This window comes from Baekduia soli (genome assembly GCF_007970665.1).
Classification (GTDB): domain Bacteria; phylum Actinomycetota; class Thermoleophilia; order Solirubrobacterales; family Solirubrobacteraceae; genus Baekduia; species Baekduia soli.
Map to the genome: position 1 here is coordinate 2,163,206 of NZ_CP042430.1, position 20,710 is coordinate 2,183,915.

General features: G+C 71.4%; 21 protein-coding genes. 14 read left to right on the forward strand and 7 right to left on the reverse strand.

The window, feature by feature from the left end; genetic code table 11:
• Window positions 1-88 precede the first annotated feature (88 nt).
• The 6 genes from FSW04_RS10195 (at window position 89) to FSW04_RS10220 (ending at window position 2,996) form a co-directional block, all read left to right on the forward strand.
• On the forward strand, window positions 89-490 hold the full coding sequence (locus tag FSW04_RS10195) for an STAS domain-containing protein (RefSeq protein WP_187369388.1): 402 nt from the start codon (window positions 89-91) through the stop codon (window positions 488-490).
• A gap of 138 nt (window positions 491-628) precedes the next feature.
• The gene (locus tag FSW04_RS10200) at window positions 629-1,216 is read left to right on the forward strand and encodes a hypothetical protein (RefSeq protein WP_146918884.1); all 588 of its coding nucleotides are present in this window, start codon (window positions 629-631) and stop codon (window positions 1,214-1,216) included.
• Window positions 1,217-1,621, forward strand: a complete 405-nt coding sequence (locus tag FSW04_RS10205; RefSeq protein WP_146918886.1) for a phage holin family protein — start codon at window positions 1,217-1,219, stop codon at window positions 1,619-1,621.
• The gene (locus FSW04_RS10210) at window positions 1,600-2,133 is read left to right on the forward strand and encodes a DUF3618 domain-containing protein (RefSeq protein ID WP_146918888.1); all 534 of its coding nucleotides are present in this window, start codon (window positions 1,600-1,602) and stop codon (window positions 2,131-2,133) included. The genes FSW04_RS10205 and FSW04_RS10210 overlap by 22 nt, the downstream gene beginning before the upstream one ends.
• A 226-nt stretch (window positions 2,134-2,359) precedes the next feature.
• Window positions 2,360-2,743, forward strand: coding sequence for a sigma-70 family RNA polymerase sigma factor (locus FSW04_RS25830; RefSeq protein ID WP_321167691.1), 384 nt, complete (start codon window positions 2,360-2,362; stop codon window positions 2,741-2,743).
• Window positions 2,661-2,996 (forward strand): sigma-70 family RNA polymerase sigma factor, encoded by a 336-nt coding sequence (locus FSW04_RS10220; RefSeq protein WP_187369390.1) that lies wholly within the window; start codon window positions 2,661-2,663, stop codon window positions 2,994-2,996. Before FSW04_RS25830 ends, FSW04_RS10220 begins: the two co-directional genes overlap by 83 nt.
• A 360-nt stretch (window positions 2,997-3,356) precedes the next feature.
• Here FSW04_RS10220 and FSW04_RS10225 read toward each other — a convergent pair whose 3' ends face one another.
• Genes FSW04_RS10225 through FSW04_RS10240 form a run of 4 tightly spaced genes read right to left on the reverse strand, consistent with a single transcriptional unit; the run spans window position 3,357 to window position 7,346 of the window.
• A complete protein-coding gene (locus tag FSW04_RS10225) occupies window positions 3,357-4,190 on the reverse strand; it encodes a glycosyltransferase family 2 protein (RefSeq protein WP_228431107.1) in 834 nt (277 codons plus the stop codon).
• A 2-nt stretch (window positions 4,191-4,192) separates the two neighbouring features.
• Window positions 4,193-5,230, reverse strand: coding sequence for a glycosyltransferase (locus FSW04_RS10230; RefSeq protein WP_146918894.1), 1,038 nt, complete (start codon window positions 5,228-5,230; stop codon window positions 4,193-4,195).
• Window positions 5,227-6,309, reverse strand: a complete 1,083-nt coding sequence (locus FSW04_RS10235; protein ID WP_146918896.1) for a glycosyltransferase — start codon at window positions 6,307-6,309, stop codon at window positions 5,227-5,229. Before FSW04_RS10235 ends, FSW04_RS10230 begins: the two co-directional genes overlap by 4 nt.
• Window positions 6,306-7,346, reverse strand: a complete 1,041-nt coding sequence (locus FSW04_RS10240; RefSeq protein ID WP_228431109.1) for a glycosyltransferase family 4 protein — start codon at window positions 7,344-7,346, stop codon at window positions 6,306-6,308. Before FSW04_RS10240 ends, FSW04_RS10235 begins: the two co-directional genes overlap by 4 nt.
• 528 nt (window positions 7,347-7,874) lie before the next feature.
• On the opposite strand from FSW04_RS10240, the gene FSW04_RS25835 reads away from it, so the two are divergent.
• Window positions 7,875-8,861 (forward strand): lysophospholipid acyltransferase family protein, encoded by a 987-nt coding sequence (locus FSW04_RS25835; RefSeq protein ID WP_187369391.1) that lies wholly within the window; start codon window positions 7,875-7,877, stop codon window positions 8,859-8,861.
• A gap of 13 nt (window positions 8,862-8,874) precedes the next feature.
• Here the strand turns inward: FSW04_RS25835 and FSW04_RS10250 are convergent, their stop codons facing one another.
• From FSW04_RS10250 to FSW04_RS10260, 3 genes are all read right to left on the reverse strand, one after another.
• Window positions 8,875-9,471 (reverse strand): PKD domain-containing protein, encoded by a 597-nt coding sequence (locus FSW04_RS10250; protein WP_146918901.1) that lies wholly within the window; start codon window positions 9,469-9,471, stop codon window positions 8,875-8,877.
• Complete coding sequence (locus tag FSW04_RS10255; protein ID WP_146918903.1) at window positions 9,468-10,307, reverse strand: hypothetical protein; 840 nt, start codon at window positions 10,305-10,307, stop codon at window positions 9,468-9,470. Before FSW04_RS10255 ends, FSW04_RS10250 begins: the two co-directional genes overlap by 4 nt.
• Before the next feature lie 487 nt (window positions 10,308-10,794).
• A complete protein-coding gene (locus FSW04_RS10260; protein WP_187369392.1) occupies window positions 10,795-11,568 on the reverse strand; it encodes a ribosome hibernation promotion factor in 774 nt (257 codons plus the stop codon).
• 715 nt (window positions 11,569-12,283) lie between these two features.
• Between FSW04_RS10260 and FSW04_RS10265 the strand changes: the two genes are divergently transcribed.
• The 7 genes from FSW04_RS10265 to FSW04_RS10295 all read left to right on the forward strand — a co-directional run bounded on the left by FSW04_RS10265 (window position 12,284) and on the right by FSW04_RS10295 (window position 20,703).
• The gene (locus FSW04_RS10265; RefSeq protein ID WP_228431111.1) at window positions 12,284-12,889 is read left to right on the forward strand and encodes a dihydrofolate reductase family protein; all 606 of its coding nucleotides are present in this window, start codon (window positions 12,284-12,286) and stop codon (window positions 12,887-12,889) included.
• A 670-nt stretch (window positions 12,890-13,559) separates the two neighbouring features.
• Complete coding sequence (locus tag FSW04_RS10270; protein ID WP_146918908.1) at window positions 13,560-13,766, forward strand: hypothetical protein; 207 nt, start codon at window positions 13,560-13,562, stop codon at window positions 13,764-13,766.
• Between the two features lie 2,548 nt (window positions 13,767-16,314).
• Window positions 16,315-16,815, forward strand: a complete 501-nt coding sequence (locus tag FSW04_RS10275) for a metallophosphoesterase family protein (protein ID WP_146918910.1) — start codon at window positions 16,315-16,317, stop codon at window positions 16,813-16,815.
• Between the two features lie 202 nt (window positions 16,816-17,017).
• Window positions 17,018-17,350 (forward strand): STAS domain-containing protein, encoded by a 333-nt coding sequence (locus FSW04_RS25840; protein ID WP_187369393.1) that lies wholly within the window; start codon window positions 17,018-17,020, stop codon window positions 17,348-17,350.
• A 96-nt stretch (window positions 17,351-17,446) separates the two neighbouring features.
• Complete coding sequence (locus tag FSW04_RS10285; protein ID WP_146918914.1) at window positions 17,447-18,910, forward strand: class I adenylate-forming enzyme family protein; 1,464 nt, start codon at window positions 17,447-17,449, stop codon at window positions 18,908-18,910.
• Between the two features lie 210 nt (window positions 18,911-19,120).
• Window positions 19,121-20,389 (forward strand): type III sulfide quinone reductase, selenoprotein subtype, encoded by a 1,269-nt coding sequence (sqr, locus tag FSW04_RS10290; protein ID WP_146918917.1) that lies wholly within the window; start codon window positions 19,121-19,123, stop codon window positions 20,387-20,389.
• On the forward strand, window positions 20,386-20,703 hold the full coding sequence (locus FSW04_RS10295) for a TusE/DsrC/DsvC family sulfur relay protein (RefSeq protein ID WP_146918919.1): 318 nt from the start codon (window positions 20,386-20,388) through the stop codon (window positions 20,701-20,703). Before sqr ends, FSW04_RS10295 begins: the two co-directional genes overlap by 4 nt.
• Window positions 20,704-20,710: the final 7 nt, after the last annotated feature.

The window sequence follows — 20,710 nt, forward strand, 5'->3', positions numbered from 1 at the left end:
AAGACATGTTGTCTCGTCTAAGTGTGTCCCGTTTCGGGGCTCGGCGCCCCGGGCACGCACGTGCCAAGCACCGCTGCCGGGAGAGCACATGAACGATGATCGCGACGACCGCGCCGTCCGACGCGCTCGATGGACCGCGCACCAGGTTCGACGTCGTCGAGCCGACTCGGTCCAGGCGGACACGTTCCGCATACGGGTCGACGACGACGCCGAAGTCCCGCGCCTGGTCCTGGCCGGCGACGTTGACATCGGTGCTCTTCCCCGGGTGCGCGCTGCGCTGAGGTCCGTCCTGGCGGCGGCGCCCGAGGCGGTCGACGTCGACTTCAGCGAGGTCGAGCTCCTCGAGACGACTGCTGCCGCGGTCCTGGCGCGGACGCAGGCGGCGGCATCCGAGCAGGGCGTCTCGCTGCGAATGACCGGCGCGCGAGGCGTCCCGGCGCGCCTGCTCAAGCTGGCCGGCGCGCGGGGAGTCGGGATCGAGTCCGAGTGACCGGACGATTTCCGTCGCGCCGGTGCGTTGTCGCTGATTGTCAGCGACGGCGCCGGATGTCTCGGTTGTCGTTTGCGCCGCCAGGCGTCCGGGGATCGCTGCGCCCACAGCAAGTTCCTCGAGTCCTCAGGAGGACCGATGACGCAGATGGACGCCGGGACCGGCGAGCAGGTCAGGGAGAAGGCGGGCGCGGTTGCGGGCCAGGCGCAGGAGAAGGCCCAGCAGGCGGCGGGCCGGCTCGGTGATCAGGCACGTGCCCAGATCGACGAGCGGTCGACCGATGTCGGACGGAGGGTGGGCGAGCAGGCCGCCGACCTGCGGGCGGTGGGCGATCAGCTACGGCAGCAGGGCAAGGATCGCCCGGCGCGGCTGGTCGATGAGGCGGCGCATCACGTCGAGCGCGCGGGGGGTTGGCTGCAGGAGTCTGACGCCGACGCGATCCTGGATGACGTCGAGGACGCGGCGCGCAAGAACCCGTGGGCCGTGGTGGCCGGCGGCGTGGTGCTGGGCCTCGCGGCGTCGCGGTTCCTGAAGGCTTCCAGCGGCGACCGGTACCGCACCCGCGGCCTGGGTGCCGACGTGCGTCGGGGCGCGCTGCCCGCACCCGCGGCGGCGGGTCCCGATCAGCGCTTCACCCGTGCGGCGGCCCCGGCCGCTCCCACGATGGCCGATCCGCCCGCCGACAGCCCGCAGGTCCCGCCGCCGACGGGTTCGGGGGCGCTGTAGATGGCGGCCCAGGGAGATGCGACGGATCTGCGCGAGCGGTCCGTCGGCGAGCTGCTCAGGCAGCTTTCGGAGGAGACCTCGACGCTGGTGGGCCAGGAGCTGGCGCTGGCCCGTGCCGAGCTCGAGCAGCAGGGCAAGCGCGCCGGCATGGGCGCGGGCATGCTCGGTGGGGCCGGTGTAGCCGGCCTGCTCACGCTGGGCGCGCTGACGGCCACCGTGGTCGCGGTGCTGGACAGCGCCATGGCGCTCTGGCTGGCCGCGCTGATCGTGACCGTGCTGTGGGCGGCGGTCGCTGGAGTCCTGGGCCTGCAGGGCCGCAACAAGATCAAGCAGGCCACGCCGCCTGCGCCGCAAACCGTCGAGACCGTGAAGGAGGACGTGCGATGGGCCAAGACCCGGACATGATCCGCAGGGACATCGAGAACACGCGCGAGCGCATGGGCGACACCGTCGATGCGCTGGGCTACAAGACCGACGTCAAGGCTCGCGCCAGGGACTCGGTGACCGACAGGGTCGGCTCGGTCAAGGAGCGCCTGGTCGGCGTCCGCGACGCCGCCGATGACGCGACGCCCGGTGTCGCCGACGTCAAGCAGGGCACCCGGCGCGCTGTCGGCGTGGCCCAGGAGAACCCGCTCGGTCTCGCCATCGGCGCCGTCGCGGTGGGCTTCCTGGCGGGGATGCTGCTCCCGGGCACCGGGGTCGAGAACGACCGCCTGGGCCCCATGGCCGACCAGGTCAAGGAGCAGCTCAAGGACAGCGGCCAGGAGGCGCTGGAGCACGGCAAGGCCGTGGTCTCTGAGACCGCCTCGACGGCGGTGCACGCCGCCAGCCAGACCGCGCAGGAGCACGGCGCCGAGCTGCGCCACAGCGCGCAGGACAACGCGCAGACCGCACGCGAGGGCATCAGCAGCCGCTGATCCCCGGCGGGGCGCGACCCGGTCGCGCCCCGCCCTCGGCCCCGGCCGCGTGCGCCGGCACCCACTGCGTCCCATGCACCCCACGACACGATCGGATCGCCGGACAGACCCTGCGGCCAGGAGGACGGACGACGTCCTGCTCCGCCGGTTCGCGGCGACACGAGATCCGGCGATCCGAGAGCGCCTCATCCACCGCTACCTCCGGCTGGCGCGGTACGCCGCCGCGATGTACGCGCAGGGCTCCGAGCCCTTCGACGACCTGGTGCAGGTCGCGTGCGTCGGTCTCGTCAAGGCCTTGGACCGCTTTGACCCGGACCGCGGCGCGGCGTTCAGCAGCTACGCGCTTCCGACGATGTCGGGCGAGCTGCGCCGCCACTTCCGCGACCACAGCTGGGCCGTGCGACCGCCGCGTGATCTCCAGGAGCAATCGCTGCGCGTCGAGCGCGCCCAGGAGGACCTCAGCCGCGAGCTCGGCCATTCACCGACCGTCGACGAGGTCGCGCGCCGCTGCGGCCTGTCGGACGAACTTGTGCTGGAGGCGCGTCAGGCACTCGCGGCCCGCCGGTTCACCTCGCTCTCGGCCCCCCCCGGCGGGCGCCGGCGACGCTGACGGCGGCCTCGAGATCGTACTCGGAGCCGAGGACTCCAACTTCACCGTCGCCGAGGACCGCGCCACGATCGCCTCGCTGATCCGCAGGCTCACGCCACGGGAGCGCGAGATCGTGCGCTTGCGCTTCGAGGAAGACCTGACTCAGGCCGAGATCGGCGAGATCGTCGGGCTGTCGCAGATGCACGTCTCGCGGGTGCTGCGCACCGCCGTGGAGAAGCTCCGCGGCGTCGCGGAGGCCGGTTCCGTCCACTGACGGCTCGCGCGGGAACCCGTTGTGTGACGAGCCCTGGGCGAGCACGAAACGGCGAGAGCGGACATGTTGTCGCACGACGCGAAGCGTTCGCGATCCACGCTCGCATCCGGGCGCGCTGCCGGCACGTGGTCGGGGACATCGGGTGGGGGGGCCGCGCCAGGACGCTGTCGGCACGCCGGCGGTTGCGACGGTGCCACAGCCTGGGAGACCCCGGTTGGGATCATGGTCTCACCAGGCGGTCCGGGACGATGTCCTGCTCTGAGAAGGGCGAGGTGTCGCCGGCGCGCATCAGTCGTCCCCGCCCCCTATCCCCGGGCGGGGACGCTGAGGTGGCGGAAGCGGCCGGGACCCGGCGCGCGTTCATGGAGGCGTTGGTGATCGCCCCGCCTGACCGAGCCGCCATTGCTCGGCCGGCTCGAGTCCATCGGTGAGCCCCAGTTCGGTGAAGGCCTTCAGCCACCCGATCATCGGCCACCACCCCCACCGGCGATGGAAGGTGGCCGCGTTCCGCAGGATGTCGTCGAGGTGGTGGACGGGCGGATCCTGGGTCGGGTGGAACTGGTGGTAGGCCCACGCCCCGCCGACCCAGCAGAGGTCGACGCCGGCCCGGGCGGCCAACTGGCCGAAGTCCGTGTCCTCGCCCCCATAGCCGACGTAGTCCTCGCAGAAGCCGCCGACCGCGCGCCAGGTCTCCGCCGTGACGGCGAAGGACAGCGTCCCGAAGAGCTCGTGGTCCCGGGTGTGCACCAGAGCGTCCTCAGCCGGCACCGGGCGGGCGGGATGAGGCCGTGCGAGTTCCTCCAGATCCTCGTCGCGGTAGCCCTCGCGGCCCGGCGGGGGCAGGCAGGCGACGGGCCCGCAGAGCAACGACGTCGGCGCCGACGCAGCGGCGGTCTGATAGCGCTCGAGCAGACGCGGCCCGGGCAGGCAGTCCACATCGAGGAAGACCAGCAGCTCTGCGCCCCGGGCGATCGCATGAAGCGCGCCCGCGTTGCGCGCATGCGCCAGCGGGAGACCCTGAAGACCGACGTCGACGGCGATGACGTCAGCTTCAGGTCCACACGCCTGGCGACAGCAGGCCGTCGCGCCGTCGCCCATCGCCACGACGACGTAGCGTCCGGGCGCGCAGAAGGACCCAAGGCTTGCGCGCTGCCGGGCGAGGTGCCGCTCGCGACCGGCCGCGATGGTGATCACCGCTACGCGCATGCGGCATCCGCCGAGGCGTGTGCCGGTAGGCCTGCTCCTCGGATCGCCGCCGCCGCACGACGTGCCCCTCGCCCCGAGGACCAACGCTCCCACCGCATGCCACCGAGGCGGTCGGCGGCGGCCAGGAGCGCGGGCCACCGGTCGGGCTGAGCCCACACCGGCTCCACGATGGCCAGACCTGCGCGCTCGAGGACCTGCGCCGTGGCGCGCTGCTCGTCGTGCGGACGCGGCTGGGGGATGACGATCGCCGGGCGGCGCGCAGCGGCGACGTCGGCGATGGCATTCTGGCCGGCGTGCGTGACGACCACGTCGGCAGCACAGAGCAGGGACCAAGGGTCGTCGATCCAGCGACCGCCCGGCGGCCCCAGGATCGTCCAGGCCCAATCCGGCGTGGCGCGCTGCGCCGCGGCGATGGCGGCGATGTCGAGTTGCGTCCCGCCCCGTCCTGAGAGGACGAGGACGCGGCGGCGACCGTCGGACGGGTCACACCGTCCGCGCGACACCGCCCGTTGGTCGAAGCGCGACATCGCTCCGACGGCGTGCGTCTTCGCCGTCCAGTCCTCGGCGCCGGTCATGGGATCGGCCCAGGCCGGCCATGGCGTGATGATGGCGCTCGCGATGCGGAACGCGAGTTGGTGAGGGGGGTCGTCGCGGGTGCCCGGCATGCCGACCACGACCACCGGGACGCCCATCGTACGTACGAGCAGGCAGACCTCGACGGAGACGTCGACCACGACCAGGCGTGGGCGATGGCGTTGCACCCAGCCGGCGATCCGAGCCATGCGCTCACGGAGCCCGTCGTGCCTCGTGGGCGCCCAGTGCAGTGCGCCGGACGCGGTGGGATCTGTCGCGGACGTCGCCGCAGGATCGTCGTCGGGGGCCAGCCGGATCCACGGACCGATCCAGTCGGGTGGCCGCGGTCGGGAACTCAACCCGGTGACGGTCTCGTGACGGCTGAGCTCCAGGGCGACGGCCGTCGCCCGCGACACGTGCCCGTCACCCTGGTGATGGATGTAGTACCCGATCACGCGGCCACGGACATGGTGAGCGATCCATAGAGCGCGCAGTACCGGTTGATCATCGTCTCCAACGAGCAATGGTCGACCGCATGGCGGCGGGCGGCGTCGCGCGACAGGGCGTCAGCGTCGAGCAGCGCGGCGGCCAGCCCGTGCACGTCGCCCGGGGCGACGAGGCGGCCGAACTCGTCGTCGATCAACTCGGGCAGTGCGCCCCGGGCGAACGCGCAGACCGCGGTGCCGCAGGCCAGCGCCTCGGCCACGACCAGGCCGTAGGGCTCGTCCCAGCAGGGGGTGACCACACTTGCCGCGGCCCGGCCGACGAGTTCGACCAGCGCGTCGTGCTCCAGGTGACCGCGGTACTCCACGCCGGGCTGAGCCAGGCGTGGCCGCACCTCGGCGTCGAAATACCGCCGGTCGGCGACGGGTCCGGCCAGGACCACGGGGCGCCCGGCCAGGACCGCCGCGTCGATCGCCTGATGCGCGCCCTTCTCGGGTGTCAAGCGCCCGAACCACACCAGCGGCCCGCCGCCCGGGCCGGCCCGCCAACGCCTCACGTCGACGCCGTTGTGCACCACCTCGGCGGTGCGCAGCACGTGTGACCACGCGCCGGCCGTGTGACGGCTCACGGCGACGAAGGTGACCGGGCAGTCGTCGTGCACCTGGATCGCGGATTCCAGCCAGGGAGTCGGCGGCGTGTGCAGCGTCGAGATGATCGGGACCGGGACGGCGGAGGCCATCGCGATCGGGAGGTGATGGAGGCTGTGGTTGTGGACGACGTCGAACTCCGCCGCGCCGGTGCGCGTGAGACGGATCATCAACTGGAGATAGGCGTGATGCTCGTCGAGCCAGGCCGGTGCGACCATGCTCGTGTCGCGCTGCGCCGCGTCGCTGATGCATGGTCGTCGCAGGTCCAGCAGCTCGACTCCGAGGCGTGAGTCGGAGCCCGGGCCGGCGAAGAGGGTCACGTGGTGACCGCGGCGGCGCAGGCCGTCGGCCAGCGACCAGACGTGTGCCTCCAGCCCGCCGGCGAACGGCTCGGCGACCGGGAACCCCGATGCCGCGATGAGCGCAACGCGGAGTGGGTTCACCCGAGCACCTCCTCGTACAGCGTCCGGTGCGCGTCGGCCAGTTGACGGCGCTGCCGGCGCCGCTGGTCGACATCGGCTCTCGGCGCCGGGCGGTGCTCGTAGGCGTGGCGGACGGCCGCGACCAGCGAGGCCGCGTCCAGCTCATGCTCGTCGTGCTGGTAGGTCGAGCACGGCTGCTGCTCGCCGTAGAAGCCGCACGTCGGCGCGACGACCGCGGTGCCGAGGTCGAAGCAGGCCTCGAGCCAGCCGGAGTGGGTACCGAAGCGATACGGCAGCACCGAGACGTCCAGACGGATCAAGTAGTCCCACAACTCGTCATCGGTGAAGTAGGCGTGACGGCACAACGTGACGGCATCGTTGTCCCGCGCGAGTCGTTCCAAGGCGCCTCCGACTTCAGGGGCGTAGAAGTGGTTGCCCGGCTCGTAGACCTCGTCGTGGACGTCGATCCGCAGCACGGCTCCGGGCAGCTGCCGCACGGCGTCGGCAACCACCACCGCCACACTGGGCACATCCATGTTCGCTCTGAGGCTCTTGGCGTGGATGCCGACGACGAAATCAGCACGGCGGGGCCGTGGTCGTTGCATCGTCGTCCAGTCGACCACGTGCGGATGCGGCAGCACTCGTGCCGTCCGGCCCCAGCGCTCCATGATCACGCAGCGGGCGCCAGGGGTGAGCGTCACGACCTCGTGGGCGTGCTCGACCAACACCGAGAGCTGCTCCTCGTGCAGCCGCGTGTCGCTGTGATGGGGGTTGCGCAGATCGTGCACCGTGACGACCAGGGGCACGTGGGCGTGCTCAAGGGCCTGCACCACCGCGCGGAGCTCGTCAGGCGTCTTGGCGTCAAAGCCGAAGTGCACGTGGAAGACATCGAACGATGCGTGGTGCTCGGCGATCCACGCTGCGTCGAGCATCGCCGGTGGCCACCACCCGCCGGGCACCCGACGGCCGTCCGGCGGCGGGATGTCGCGTAGCCGCCGCACACCGTCCTCTCCGTCAGGGTGGGCGAGATGCCGGACGTAGACGTGGCCGGCGGGCACCGACGCAACACGCAGGGTGCCCGCCGGATGAGCGACCGGGTGATCTCGAGGACGGACGAGCGGTGGACGGAACAACCCAGGGGCCTCCAACGGTGTACGTACGTGGTCGATTTCGACCTGCTCGGGACGCCCACTACGGCAAACATGGCTTCGGCAGGCCCGGCGCCCTGGTGTCCAGTCATCGAGAGCGCACCCGACCCATGGGTATCGACGCACGGTTCTGACGCCGCGCCCCAAGCGCCCCGCTTCCGCGACGCCGCGGATCACACGGGTGTTCGGTGTGCCGAGACCTCCGGCAACGCCACTCATATGTCTGCCACCTCGCTTCGGAGAGCCCAGCGGCCACGTCTTCCGGCGTGGAGGTGGGTCCGGACGGGTCTGGTACGCCAAGTACCGCTTCGGCGGTGTGACGCCGCCCGGGGCGCCGCCCTCACGGCGATCATCCGTAGTCGTCCACCCCGTGCAGAGGGGCGAAGACGGATGGCCGTCTCTGGCCACGGGCGTACCTTCCGGTGGAAGGAGGCTTTCATGTCAGCGGCCACACCCTCGCGACAGCGTGCGCACACCGGCAACGGCGTGGTCGCACGGGCGGCGCCGCGGCGCCGCCCGTGGCTCATGCGCTGGGTCAACAGCCTTCCGGGCTCCGCCGCCGGGCTCGTCGAGGTCGCTCGCAGCGCCACCGCCGATGTCATGGGGGTCATCGACCCGCGCCACCATCCCGCCGGCGATCCGCTCGAGCTCCGCGATCCCGATTACATCCGCCGCACCCTTCCCGGCCTGCGGGCCATGTCGGAGTTCTACTTCCGTGCCGAGGTCCGCGGGCTCGACAACGTGCCGGCCGGCCCGGTCCTGCTCGTCGGCAACCACTCCGGCGGCTGGCTGATCGCCGACACCTTCGTGTTCAGCCAGGCCTTCTACGACCACTTCGGGCCGGAGCGCATGTTCCACCAGCTCACCCACGACCTCGTGTTCAAGATCCCGGGTCTCCGCGCGATCATCACGCCGTTCGGCGCCGTACCGGCGTGCCCGGAGAACATGCGCCGAGCGCTCGCGCGCGGCGCCACGGTGCTCGTGTATCCCGGCGGGGACCATGAGACCTACCGGGCGAGCTGGCACGAGGCCGAGATCGACTTCGCCCACCGGACCGGCTTCGCACGGCTCGCCCTGGAGCTCGGCATCCCGATCGTCCCGGTGGTCGCGATCGGCGGTCAGGAGACGGCGCTCTTCCTCGGCCAGGGTGAGCGCATCGCCCGGCTGCTGCACCTGCATGAGCTTCTGCGCATCGACGTCGCGCCCGTGCAGGTCGGCCCGCCCGTGGGGCTCACCGTCCTCGACCTGCCCGTGCGCGTCCCGCTGCCGTCGAAGATCACCATCGAGGTCCTCCCACCGATCCACCTGGCCGAGGAGCTCGGGCCCGACGCCGACGCCGAGCATGCCTACGACCTCGTCACCGGGCGGATGCAGCAGGCGCTCGACCGCCTGGCCGCCGCGCGCCGGTACCCGCTGATCGGCTGACCCCGGCCCGCGGTCAGTCGATGGTGTAGATCCGGACGCGGATCGCGGCGGTCGAGCGGTTCGTGCCATCCGACGCGACGAGGATGAGGTCGTGCGTGGTGTCCTCGCCGGGGGCGGGCGGCCGCGCGTGGAGCCGCAGCGTGGGGGACAGCTCGAAGGCGACCTGCGCGTATGGGCCGCCGTCGATGCTGTCCCACCACTGGAAGGTGGGCGGATCGCCGTCGGGGTCGGTGGCCTTGGCCGTGAACTTCACGTCGGCGTAGCGCTCGCTCGTGACGGGGTCGACCCCGGCCGGGAACTCGCTGTTGTCGGCCGGGTCGGTGATCGCGACGGCCGGAGCGTGGTTCTCGGCCGCGGCCACGCGCACGGTGATGCTCGCGCTCGCGCTCAGCCCGTCCGCGTTGGTGGCCGTGACCGCGATGGTGTGCGTGCCGATCGGCGTGCCGGAGCGTGTGATCCGGGGTCCGGTCCCGATCGCCGCGCCGTCCTCGGTCCAGGCGATCGCCGCGTCGGCGAGCATGCCCCATCCCGGGTCGGTGACCGTGGCGGCGTAGGTGATCGGCTCTCCGGCATAGAAGGTGCGCCCGTCCAGCGGCGAGTCGATCGTCACCCGCGGCGCGCGGCGCGCGGCGCGCTGCCGCGCCCGTACTCGATGTAGTGCCAGCCGCGCGTGTTCGCCGGGTTCGGCGGCACGCGGGGATCGGGCCGCTCGGTGAACGCCGCGCAGACGAACGAGCTGTCCGTCGAGCCGGGCCGGAGGCTCGAGTAGTCGCCCGCCCTGAGCCAGGCGGAGTGCAGGGGGCCCGCGAGCGCCAGCTGCGGGGTCAGGTAACCCACGACCGGCACCGGGGAGCCCGCGCTCGAGTTCATGACGGCGCCGATGCCCACGTCCCCGTCGCGGTTCGTCGCCAGCGCGGGGAACGCGTAGCCGTGCGTCCCGCTCCAGAGGAACTGCTCGTCGCGCAGGCGCCAGTACGTGGTGTCGATCTTGGCGATCTCGATCGTCGGCTGCGGGAACGTCTGCCTGGCGTCGGCGCACAGGTCGCCCCTCACCCGCTTCACGCACACGTCGCGCCCCGTGGCCCACGCCAGCCAGAGATCGCGGCCGCTCATCGTCATGCTCCGCACCTGGCCCCGGTTGCCGCTCCAGAACATCGTCGTCCGCGCGTTCCAGTCCTTGCCGAAGGTCGGCATGTGCGTGCGGTCGGTGGCGACCGACGCGTGGTCGACCCTGTGCGCGAACCACACCTGCGACTGGTCCGGCCACTCCCAGATCTTCACGCGGCTGAGCGTCTCGTTGCCGGCGATGTAGGTGGAGGTGTGGCCCTCCCCTTGCGCGATCTTCAGCTCCCGGGTCCTCTCGATGCCGTAGCCGAAGCTGAGGGGGCCGCGCCGCCCGGCGAGCTGGCTGAGCGGGAGGCGCGCGACGAGCGCGATGTCCTCCACGCTGCCGTCCTGGACGTTGGTCGTGAGGACGGCGCGCGTGGCGTTGACGGCGAGTCGGCGCCATGGCGGGCGGTGATGTGCAGCTCAGCTCACCCGCGTGGTCCGACCCGGTCGTACGCCATCGCCGCGGCCCGCGTGCATGAGGGAAGGGCCGCCTCGTTGTCGCTCTTGCGAGCGACCCGATCGACGACCCTTCTGAGGACGATCATGCGCCTGCGACACTGCGTGCGCATCCGTAGTTGCTACGGGTCCCGGACGTTCCCAGACGTGCCGCGGATCGTCGGGCGAACGCGGATGGCGACGCCGCGCACGCGACGTACCGTCGACCGGGGCACGACAGCCGATCTCCGCACACGGGCCCAGACTCGCCGCGAGCGGTGCGGACCGCCGGCAGGGGAGCTCGCGCACCGAGGTCTCGGACGCCCCGCCGGCGCGCCTTTCGAGGCAGCGCCGCGCCACGGTCGCCACCGCGAGGCGCCTTGCGCGGTCATGGCTGCGCCTCGATCAGGCCGTAGTGGCCGTCGTAGCGGCGGTAGATCACGGCGCCGCGCGCGCGGTCGGCGTCGACGAAGTAGAGGAACCGGTGGTCGATGCCGGTCATCTCCTCGATCGCGGCCTCCAGCACGACGGGTTCCGAGAACCGGTTCGGCTCGACCACGAGCCATCGCCGGTCGGTCTCCGGTGCGGACTCGCCGGCCTCGATCAGGCCGAGGCGGCCGTCCTCGCGAAGCCGGTGAACGACGGCGTCGTCGTCGGTGCGGACGTCATGGAAGAGGTAGAAATCGTGGTCGAGGTCGACCATGTCGGCGGCCGCCTGCAGCGGCGTCATGGGCTCGAGCGCGAACGTCTTGCGGCGGACGACCTGACGCTGCTCAGGCGGGCGCGGGAAGTACTCGGGACGCTGCGTCGGCAGGTCGCCGTGCCGCCACTCGCCGGGTTGCGCCTCGCCGGTCTCACGCCGGCGGGTGATGCGGCGCTCGGCGAGCCGTCGCAGCTGGCGCTCCAGGTGGTCGCCCAGATCGTCGATCGCCATCTCGGTCGACGCACCGGCGACGTGCGCACGGATGCGGTGGCCGTTGACGTCGATCTCGCCTTCGGCGTGGCAGGGGCGGGCGATGCTCGGGTTGTCATCGCGGTCGATGCGCACGTATGCGGCGAGGATCGGGCTGGAGGCCAGCGGCTCCAGCGCCTCGAGTCGCCGCGTCACGCGGCGTCGCTGCTCCGCTGACATCGTCGTGCGGGCCGTGAGCGAGACCTGCATCGGCACTCCTTCGCGTGCGAGGTGGACAGCACGAACCGTGCTCCGTCGCGGCGCCGGCCTCATCCGGGTCGCTCCGCTGCCTCCGAGGGCGAACTACGGATCCTCCGGCGACAGCTGCCGCGATCTCCGCATGCCCGCCGGCGCCGCCGAGCCCACGGTCGCGACCCCCGACCCTTGAGGCCGCGGTGTGGGCAGGGCATCCGTAGTTCGAACGGATCGACGAGCGCGGTGTCGCCGGATGGCGGGCCGGACTCTCGGATCCAGCGTCTGAGAGATCCATCGGTCCCGAGGGGAGCACGAGATGCCCCGTATGAGTCTTCGCAGGGTCGCGCTGTTCCGCAAGCGGTTCTCGGCGCGTCGGAGCCGGAGGATGATGCGCAATCACCGCCACGAGATGGAGGAGCCGGGTTCCCCGCCCGATGTCCTCAGCGTCCGGGCGAAAAGCAGCCGTCACGGCAAGTCGACCGCCGACAAGTGGAACCGGTAGCGCGTGCCCGATCCCAACGACCCCAGGTTGCCTCGCCGGCGGAGACGAGCCCGCTGATCGATCAGTACAACTCACGATGGGCGAAGCGGGCATGGAGGATGCGCAGATCCTCGGCATCGCCGAGTCGTCGCGGCGGGTACGCCGATCGACGCCTTGGGTGTGATGCTCTCGAGCCCGCGAACTGTCCGCGCCGGGGCGCGCCAGAGTGGGGAGGCGCAGGAAGCGCGCATGCCGCTCTTCACGGCGCTCGCGAAGGAGGGCCGGCGCGGGGTTAGGCTCGAGGTCATGCGGACCGTCATCTACTCCATGAGCATGTCGCTCGACGGCTACGTCAACGGGCCGGACGGGTCCTTCGACTGGGGCGCGCCCGACGCGGAGCTCCACCAGTTCCACAACGACCGGGTCCGGACCCAGACGCATCAGGTCTGCGGGCGCAACCTCTACGAGATCATGCGCTATTGGGAGACGCCGCAGGACGACTGGGGGCCGATCGAGCACGACTTCGCCGGCGTGTGGAATCCGCTGTCGAAGATCGTCGTCTCGAGCACGCTGACCGACGCCGACCTCGGGCCCAACGCGCGGCTGGCGACCGCGTCGGTCGCAGATGAGGTCCGGGCGATCACCGAGGGCGTCGTCGGCGTGGGCGGGGCCACGCTCGCATCGGCGCTCGCGCGCGAGGACCTGATCGACGACTACTCGGTCTTCGTCTACCCGGTGCTGGTTGGTGGCGGGACGCCGTTCTTCGCGACCGACGTCAGTCAGACGTCGCTGACGCTCGTCGAGCACCGGCAGTTCGCCGGTGGGGTGACCCACCTCCACTACCGGCGCGAGTAGACGTGGCCGTTCGCAGATGAGGCCGGCCTGTGCTCGCCCCTGCATGGCACGCGACCGGCGCCGCTCACGTGCTCGCCGCTGCGTCGACCAGGGACAGACCCGTCGGGCCGGCATCACGGTGTCCGAGGCGTCTGGTGGTCGACGGTCGTCGCTCGTCGGGGAACGGCCGAGCGAACACCACCCTTAATGAGGCGGAGGCCCGCCTATCGGCAGACCTCGGCCATCGGAAGATCAGGCTGGTGTGCTCGGGGGACGTTCATCTGCTGAAGGTCTCAGCCCTGCGGTCGCCATCGCTGTCCGACCCGTGAGACAGTACTCGGTCTGCGCGACGACCCGCGGGCTCGGCCGACGTCCGCCGCACGCGTCTCCGGGAGCGCGCCTCCCGGGCATGCGACTTGCAGCACATGTGAGCGCATCCGCTCGTGGCGGCCACGCCCGCACGCAGCGCCTCGCGGGACTCAGCCTGCGACTGGTGCGGCTTCGGCTCTTGCGTGAACGCGTTGGAGGCCGCCTGGGCGGCGGCCGGATCGGTTCGCTGCAGGCGGGTTCGCGGCGGACGCAGCTATCCTCTCGGGGGAGGCCGCGCGTCCGCCGGCCGGAGAACCGCGCTCAGCGCGTCGTGGTCGCGCCTAGCAGCGCCGCGTTCGCCTGCACGACCGGGAGGTCAACCTTGGCTGGCAAGAAGAAGACGACATTCGCGAAACTGGCCCGCGAGCATAATGTGCGCGAGAAGCGCCAGGCGAGGAGCCTCCGCAAGGAGCAGCGTCTACGCGAAGGCGACGCTGGCGGCGACATGGAGCACCAGGTGGAGGACCTCAGCCATCTTGACGTGGCCGTCGTCGAGGGCGTTGTGCCCGACGTCGTCGTCAAGCGATAGCGCCGCCGCCGCCGCAGCGGCGTGAGGAACCGACCATCACGGTCCCCTTCGTCGGAGCGCACTCGGCCACCTCGAGCCATCAGCAGTGCCGTCGGCGCTCGTCGCGCGACGGCCGCGCGCTCAAGCGCATCGAACGGCTGAGGGGTCGGACGCATGCCGTCCCCGAGGCTGGGAGGCATCCATGGACCTGGGCTGCATGCCGATCAGCACATGGCGGTCGGACGGGCTGATCGACGTCGGCCGGACGTCCAAGCAGGAAGTCCCACGGCGGCTCCAGGGGATCGAGGGTTACTCACCCAACTGATCGTTGCTGCGTTCGATCGTCAAGTAACCATCTGTCGACGCAACGGTCCCGAGGTAACACTCCGTCGCGTCCTTCCCGGAGTGGCGAAGTGTCGACGCTCGCCGGTTTGCCAGGCGTTCAGGCCGCATTCAGACGCTGCATATAGGGTCGCGCGGACCTCGCGACGAGACGGGGCAAGTTGAACCACGGCCCCTGCATGAGCGTGCCCCCGCCTTGCAGGGGCCGTGGTCGACGACCACCCACGGAGCTGCGACCTTCCCTGTCTTCGGGTGGTCTCCGATCCATGTTCGAGTCATCTCGAGACGCTGTGTCTGAGCGCGTCGATCGCGCGCTGGAGACTGCAGCAGTCGCAACACAGCCTGTGACGCTCGAACCGAGGACCATTCGCCGGGGGAAGCCGGCGGACGCCACATCCGGTGAACGCCGTGCTTGAAGCCGGATTGAAACGACGTCGCTAGGACCATCGAGCTTTCCGCGTTGGTCCCAGCCAGGACCGCGAAACAGTGGATCTCCCGTCGGTCTCTCCGGCGTGCTGCGGACACAGGTGGCCGGCACGGCCCTGACTGCGAAACCGGACGGACATCGCCCAGCCCTCCGGCAACGACCCACCCAGATACGCGACGAATCGATCACTCGTGCGATCGCATACCGGGTGGTCGCAGACCAGGAACCCCGAGCGGCCGTCCTGTGACACGAACATGCGGCAAACATACCGAGCAGCGCTGACTGCTGAGTCCGGCCTCAGCAAACCCGGGGACGTGTCCCGCCCGGTGCGTCAGATTTCGGACTTTGGCGCAGCGCCGCTCATTGCGCCCGACCGAATATGGCGTTTGGGAGGGACACTCCTGTCACTACGAGTGCGCTCTGCTCTCTGGGGGAGCAGAGCGCACCCTCGTCCTTCGACCCAGGCGACGCACTGACGCTCACACGATTGCGTCAAGCACCGGCGGCCAGCGCCCAGCTGACTGCCGCGAACCGCCCGTCCAGCCTCGCGACGTGTGCAGGCTCGAGCACGGCCCATGACAGCCGGTCGAGGTCCTGACAGGGCGCGTGCTGACTCGTATGTCCTGGACGATGCTCCCCGGCCCTCCACCGGCCTGGGGCTTCGGAGCTCAGCCCACGACGCCTACGCTCCGACTCGTGGGAGTCTGTAGGCGGACCAGTTGCTCGATCCTCCGCTGGTCTACCCCGGAAGTTGGGGGAACGAGCCGGTAGCGTGCGCCCGATGGGTCGTGTGCGGCGGTCAGCACTCCTCGCGGTGGTGCTCGGGCTCGCCTCCTTGGTGACGGCAGGCACTCCCGTCGCGGAGTCCACGGCGCCACCGACGGCCTCCGTGTGCCCAATCGTGTCCTACCAGCGCGCGGCCGGTGGTTCGTACGTGTTGCAGCCGGTGCGATACGAGCGCGCCGGAGAGCGTGTGTGGGCGGCCTTTCGCTACAGCGATCGCCGCGGCAGGAAGGCCTACGTGTTCCGCCAGTACCCGTTGGTGGGCGGGCGGTTGAGGATGACCGCGGTCCGCGAGGGACGTGTGGCCGGCGACGGCGTTGTCGCCACCTATGCTCGCTGGTGCGCTCCGAACCGTGCGCTGACGTCGCCGGTGCGGCTCGGGCGCTATGCCGACAGTGTCCCGCTGCCCGTCGCGTTTGCATGGCGGCTCCCGGGTCATCACGTCGCTCCAGCTCTCGACGGTCCTCCCGTCGGCGGTCTGGTCGGCGCGCAGTCCGCGGCCCCCCTGACGGCGCAGCCCCAGGCGCCCGTCATCGACGTACCGGGCTCCGAGGCTGCGTCATCGCCGGCGCCTGCACCTCCTGTGCTTCCGGCGCCGGGTCCGGTGGCTGCGCCGATGGCCACGACCAACACCGTGCTGGTGGCCGGGGATATCGCCGAGTGCGTCAACAACGCGACGGGCGACCCGTCGCAGGGTGAGCATCCCGGCAAGGGCGCGGTGGCCACCGGCCAGATGATCCGCGAGCAGATCGCTGCCGGCGGCATCGACGGCGTCTTCTCCTTGGGCGACCACGTCTACGAGTCCGGGCTGCCCACCGAATTCCATGACTGCTACGAGCCGACCTGGGGCTCATTTCGCAACATCACCTTCCCGGTTCCCGGAAACCACGACTACCGCTGCGGCCAGACCGTCCCGGGCTGCCCGACGCCGGCCAGCGCGTACTTCGACTACTTCGCCGACCGAGCCGGCCCCCGGGCCGCGGCTACTACAGCTTCGATCTCGGCGCCTGGCACATCGTGGCCCTGGACTCCGAGATCGACTCCTCGCCGGCGGCGGCCAGGACCTCGGCGCAGATGGCCTGGCTCAAAGACGATCTCGCCGCCCATCCCAACCGGTGCCTGGCGGCCATGTGGCACCAGCCGGCCTACAGCAACGACCCGCTGCACGGCGACGACCCCACGATGCAGGTCTACTTCGCCGCCCTGCATGACGCCGGAGCCGATCTCGTGCTCAACGGCCACGTCCATGCCTACGAACGCTGGGCCGAACTCGGCGCCGACGGCCTCCCACAAGCGGGCGGCACCCGCGAGATCATCAACGGCCTCGGCGGCGCCAACATCACCGCCGTCGACACCGGGCGCCCCGGCCAGGAAGTCGTCTACAACGCCAACTACGGACTGCTCAAGCTGAACCTGGCCGCCGATGGCTACAGCTGGACGTGGCTCAACGCCCCCGACAACACCAGCCCCGGCGTCAGCGGCCAACTCGACGACTCCGGCACCGGCACCTGCCACTGAACCTGCGCGCCTCAGGTCTCAGTGCGGTCAGGATGCCAAGCGAGCCGTGGCCCATGTGCTCGTCTGTCCCCTGCCGTTCCCGGCGATCACCCGCGACGTGCCGTGGGGCCTGCATGGACTACAGTCAGCACCCTTGCGGGACGTGAGGGCTCCGGCGGGGCCATCCTCGGACCGCGGTATAGGCGACGAGGCTTCTATCGCGATGACCGGCCATCCCGCTCCTGCACCTTTTGGGCTGTCACAGGACCTTCGCGACGACGGCACCACCGTCGTGTCGGTCTCGGGCGAGCTGGGCATCGTCTCGGCGCCCGTCCTGCGTGAGGCGCTGGACGTCCTGGCCGGCGAGCGGCGGACGGTGGTCGTGGACCTGCGCGAGGTCAGCTTCATGGATTCCTCCGGGCTGAACCTCTTGATCCGAGTCAAGCAGCGCGCCCACGGCGACGGCGGGTCCATCCGCGTGGCACCGGACATCCCGGCCCAGGTCGCCCGGCTCTTCGAGCTGACGGCAACGACGGACTACCTGCTCTCGGAGTAGTCGGCCACGGACGGATCATGGCGGTCGAGCCGGTCGCCCCCTCCGCGTACAGTTCCGCACCATGATGGCCACCACGACGCCGCGCATCGGGCGCGCATGAGCGACCAGTCCGGCGCCGCGGCCGACGACCTGTTGGCCGACCGCAGCCTGCCCGGGCGCTGGGTGCGGCAGTGGGCGGCCGGTCCCGACCGCGCGCAGATCACCGACGTCGACGGCACGGAGATCTCCACGCTGCAGCTCGAGGAGCGCACGCGGCGCGCGGCCCAGGGGCTGATCGGGGCGGGGCTGGTCCCGGGCGACCGCGTGGTGCTCTCGGCGCCCACCTCGGCCGGCTTCGTGCAGGCCTACGTCGCCGCGCTGCGGGCGGGGCTCGTGGTCGTCCCGATGAACACGGGCTACACCCGGAGCGAGGTCGAGGCGGTCGTCTCCGACGCTCGGCCCGCCGCCGCGATCGTCGACAGCGACGAGCGCGCCGGCTGGATCCGCGAGGCGGCCGGACGCCCGGTCGAGGTGCTCGGCCCCGAGCTCCGGCTGCCGGAGGCGCCGGACGCCGTGCTGGACGCTGCCGCCGCCGAGGACATGGCCCTGCTGGTCTACACGTCGGGGACCACCGGCCGGCCCAAGGGCGTGCCGCTCACGCACGCCAACCTGCTGGCCAGCATCACGGGGGTCGGTCGTGCCTGGCGGTGGACGGCCGAGGACCGCCTGCTGCTCACGCTGCCGCTGTTCCACGTCCATGGGCTCGGCGTCGGCGTCAACGGGGTCCTGGCCCACGGGGCGGCGATGGACCTGCGCGCCGGGTTCGACGTCGCCGACGTCGCGGCGCGCGCCCGGTCGGGGCGGGTGTCGCTGTTCTTCGGCGTGCCGGCGATGTACCACCGGATCGCGGACGCCGGCGCAGCCGATGCCCTGCGGGCGCTGCGCCTGGTCGTCTCGGGCTCCGCGCCGCTGCCCGCCACCCTCGCGACGGCGATCGGCGACGCGGCCGGGCAGCTCCCGCTGGAGCGCTACGGCATGACCGAGACCATGATGTTGACGGGCAACCCCTACGACGGACCGCGCAGGCCGGGCACCGTCGGCGTGCCGTTTCCCGGCGTCGAGGTCCGGCTGGCCGCCGACGGCGAGATCCAGGTGCGCGGACCCAACGTCATCGGCGCCTACTTCAACCGCCCCGACGCCGATGCCGAGGCCTTCACCGACGATGGGTGGTTCCGGACCGGCGACCTCGGCGAGCACGACGCCGACGGCTACCTGCGGATCTCCGGGCGCAGCAAGGATCTCGTCATCACCGGCGGGTTCAACGTCCATCCGGTCGAGGTGGAGGACGCGCTGGTCTCCCATCCCGCCGTGGTCGAGGCCGCCGTCGTCGGCCGCCCGAGCGAGGCCTGGGGGGAGGAGGTCACCGCGGTCGTGGTCCTCGAAGGGCCCGTGTCGGACGCCGACCTGCGCACCCACGTCGCCCAGCGGCTCGCCGCGTACAAGGTGCCCAAGCGCTTCGAACGGGTCGACCGGCTGCCGCGCAACGCGCTGGGCAAGGTCCTGCGCCAGTCGCTGCGCTGAGCGGCCGAGAGGACGGCGACGGACGCTCCGGTCCCGGGGAAACCCGCACGCCGTGCGGGGCAGACCCCGGATGCCGCACGGCCGGCCGCGAGCGAGACTCCGGGCTCACGAGTCAGGAGGTCGAATTGAGCATGGTCAACATCGGTCCGCTGTTCGGGGTCGGCCTGGGCCACCGCCCGCCGGCCGCGTCGGCGCGCTGAGCCCCCGGGCATGTCACGGCGCATCGTCATCCTCGGCGGCGGGACCGGCGGCACGCTGGCCGCCAACCGGCTGCGCCGCGTCTGCGGCGCCGACGTCGAGATCATCGTGGTCGACCGCGACGACCGCCACGTCTACCAGCCGGGTCTGCTGTTCGTGCCGTTCGGGCTGGCCGAGCCCGAGGAGATCGTGCGCTCGCGCCGTGCGCAGCTGCACGACGGCGTCGACTTCCGCCTGGCCGAGGTCGAGCACGTCGACGCGCCGGCGAGCACGGTCCACCTCGCAGGCGGCGAGACCATCGCCTACGACGTCCTGGTGGTCGCCTCGGGCGCGGCCCTGCTGCCCGAGGAGACCGAGGGCCTGGGCGGTGCCGGGTGGGGCCAGGAGGTCTTCACGTTCTTCGAGCTGGAGTCCGCGACCGCTCTGGCGGCCGCGCTGGCGGAGCTCGACCGCGGGCGGCTGGTGGTCAACCCGGTCGACATGCCGATCAAGTGCCCGGTGGCGCCGCTGGAGTTCTGCTTCCTCGCCGACTGGTACCTCCGCGAGCGCGGCGTCCGCGATGCCGTGCAGATCACCTACGTCACGTCGCTGGACGCGGCGTTCACCAAGCCGGTCGCCTCGGCGCACCTCGCCGGGCTGCTCGCCGCCAAGGGCATCGCCCTGGAGACGGAGTTCGCCACGGGGCAGGTCGACGGCGCCCAGGGCCGCCTCGTCAGCTACGACGATCGCGAGGTGCCCTTCGACCTGCTGGTCAGCATCCCGCTGCACGGAGGCCCCGCCCACGTCGGGCGCTCGCCGGGCCTGGGCGACGAGCTGGGCTTCGTGGCCACCGACCCGCACACCCTGCAGGCCCGCGTCGCGCCGAACGTCTTCGCCCTGGGCGACGCGACCAACCTCCCGACCTCCAAGGCCGGGTCGGTGACGCACTTCGAGGGCGACACGCTCGTCGCCAACATCGCCCACCACCTCGCCGGCGAGCCCCTCGAGCCGTCCTTCGACGGGCACAGCAACTGCTTCATCGAGACCGGCTTCCACAAGGCGCTGCTCATCGACTTCAACTACGACGTCGAGCCGCTGCCGGGCCGGTTCCCCGAGCCCCACCTCGGCCCGCTGGCGCTGTTGAAGGAGTCGCGGATGAACCACATGGCCAAGCTCGCCTTCCAGTGGATGTACTGGCACGTGCTGCTGCCCGGTCGCGACCTGCCCGGCATCAGCCCGCAGCTGCAGCTCGCCGGCAAGGACCTCTCCCAGCTCCCCACCCTCCAAGGAGGACCACGATGACGCCCGAGACCCTCGAGGGCACTCCGGTCGAGCTCGACGCGGAGGGCTTCTTCCTCCGTCCCGAGCAATGGACCCGCGACATGGCCGACGCGATCGCGCGCGAGAACGGCATCGCCGAGCTCACCGACCGCCACTGGACGGTCATCGACTTCATGCGCACCACGTACCTCGACACCGGCTCGGCCCCGAGCATCCGCTCGCTGGGCAAGCTGTCCGGCGTCCCGATCAAGGAGCTCTACGGGCTCTTCCCCAAGGGCCCGGCGAAGCTCGCGGCCAAGATCGCGGGGATCCCCAAGCCCCGCGGCTGCATCTAGGAGGCGC

Excerpts from the sequence above, each read along its gene's own strand:
- FSW04_RS10205 (WP_146918886.1), top strand. The coding sequence starts at position 1,217 with ATGGCGGCCCAGGGAGATGCGACGGATCTGCGCGAGCGGTCCGTCGGC.
- sqr (WP_146918917.1), top strand. The coding sequence starts at position 19,121 with ATGTCACGGCGCATCGTCATCCTCGGCGGCGGGACCGGCGGCACGCTG.
- FSW04_RS10260 (WP_187369392.1), bottom strand. The coding sequence starts at position 11,568 with ATGCAGGTCTCGCTCACGGCCCGCACGACGATGTCAGCGGAGCAGCGA.
- FSW04_RS10295 (WP_146918919.1), top strand. The coding sequence starts at position 20,386 with ATGACGCCCGAGACCCTCGAGGGCACTCCGGTCGAGCTCGACGCGGAG.
- FSW04_RS25840 (WP_187369393.1), top strand. The coding sequence starts at position 17,018 with ATGACCGGCCATCCCGCTCCTGCACCTTTTGGGCTGTCACAGGACCTT.
- FSW04_RS10285 (WP_146918914.1), top strand. The coding sequence starts at position 17,447 with ATGAGCGACCAGTCCGGCGCCGCGGCCGACGACCTGTTGGCCGACCGC.
- FSW04_RS25835 (WP_187369391.1), top strand. The coding sequence starts at position 7,875 with ATGTCAGCGGCCACACCCTCGCGACAGCGTGCGCACACCGGCAACGGC.
- FSW04_RS25830 (WP_321167691.1), top strand. The coding sequence starts at position 2,360 with ATGTACGCGCAGGGCTCCGAGCCCTTCGACGACCTGGTGCAGGTCGCG.
- FSW04_RS10195 (WP_187369388.1), top strand. The coding sequence starts at position 89 with ATGAACGATGATCGCGACGACCGCGCCGTCCGACGCGCTCGATGGACC.
- FSW04_RS10200 (WP_146918884.1), top strand. The coding sequence starts at position 629 with ATGACGCAGATGGACGCCGGGACCGGCGAGCAGGTCAGGGAGAAGGCG.
- FSW04_RS10210 (WP_146918888.1), top strand. The coding sequence starts at position 1,600 with ATGGGCCAAGACCCGGACATGATCCGCAGGGACATCGAGAACACGCGC.
- FSW04_RS10265 (WP_228431111.1), top strand. The coding sequence starts at position 12,284 with ATGCCGCTCTTCACGGCGCTCGCGAAGGAGGGCCGGCGCGGGGTTAGG.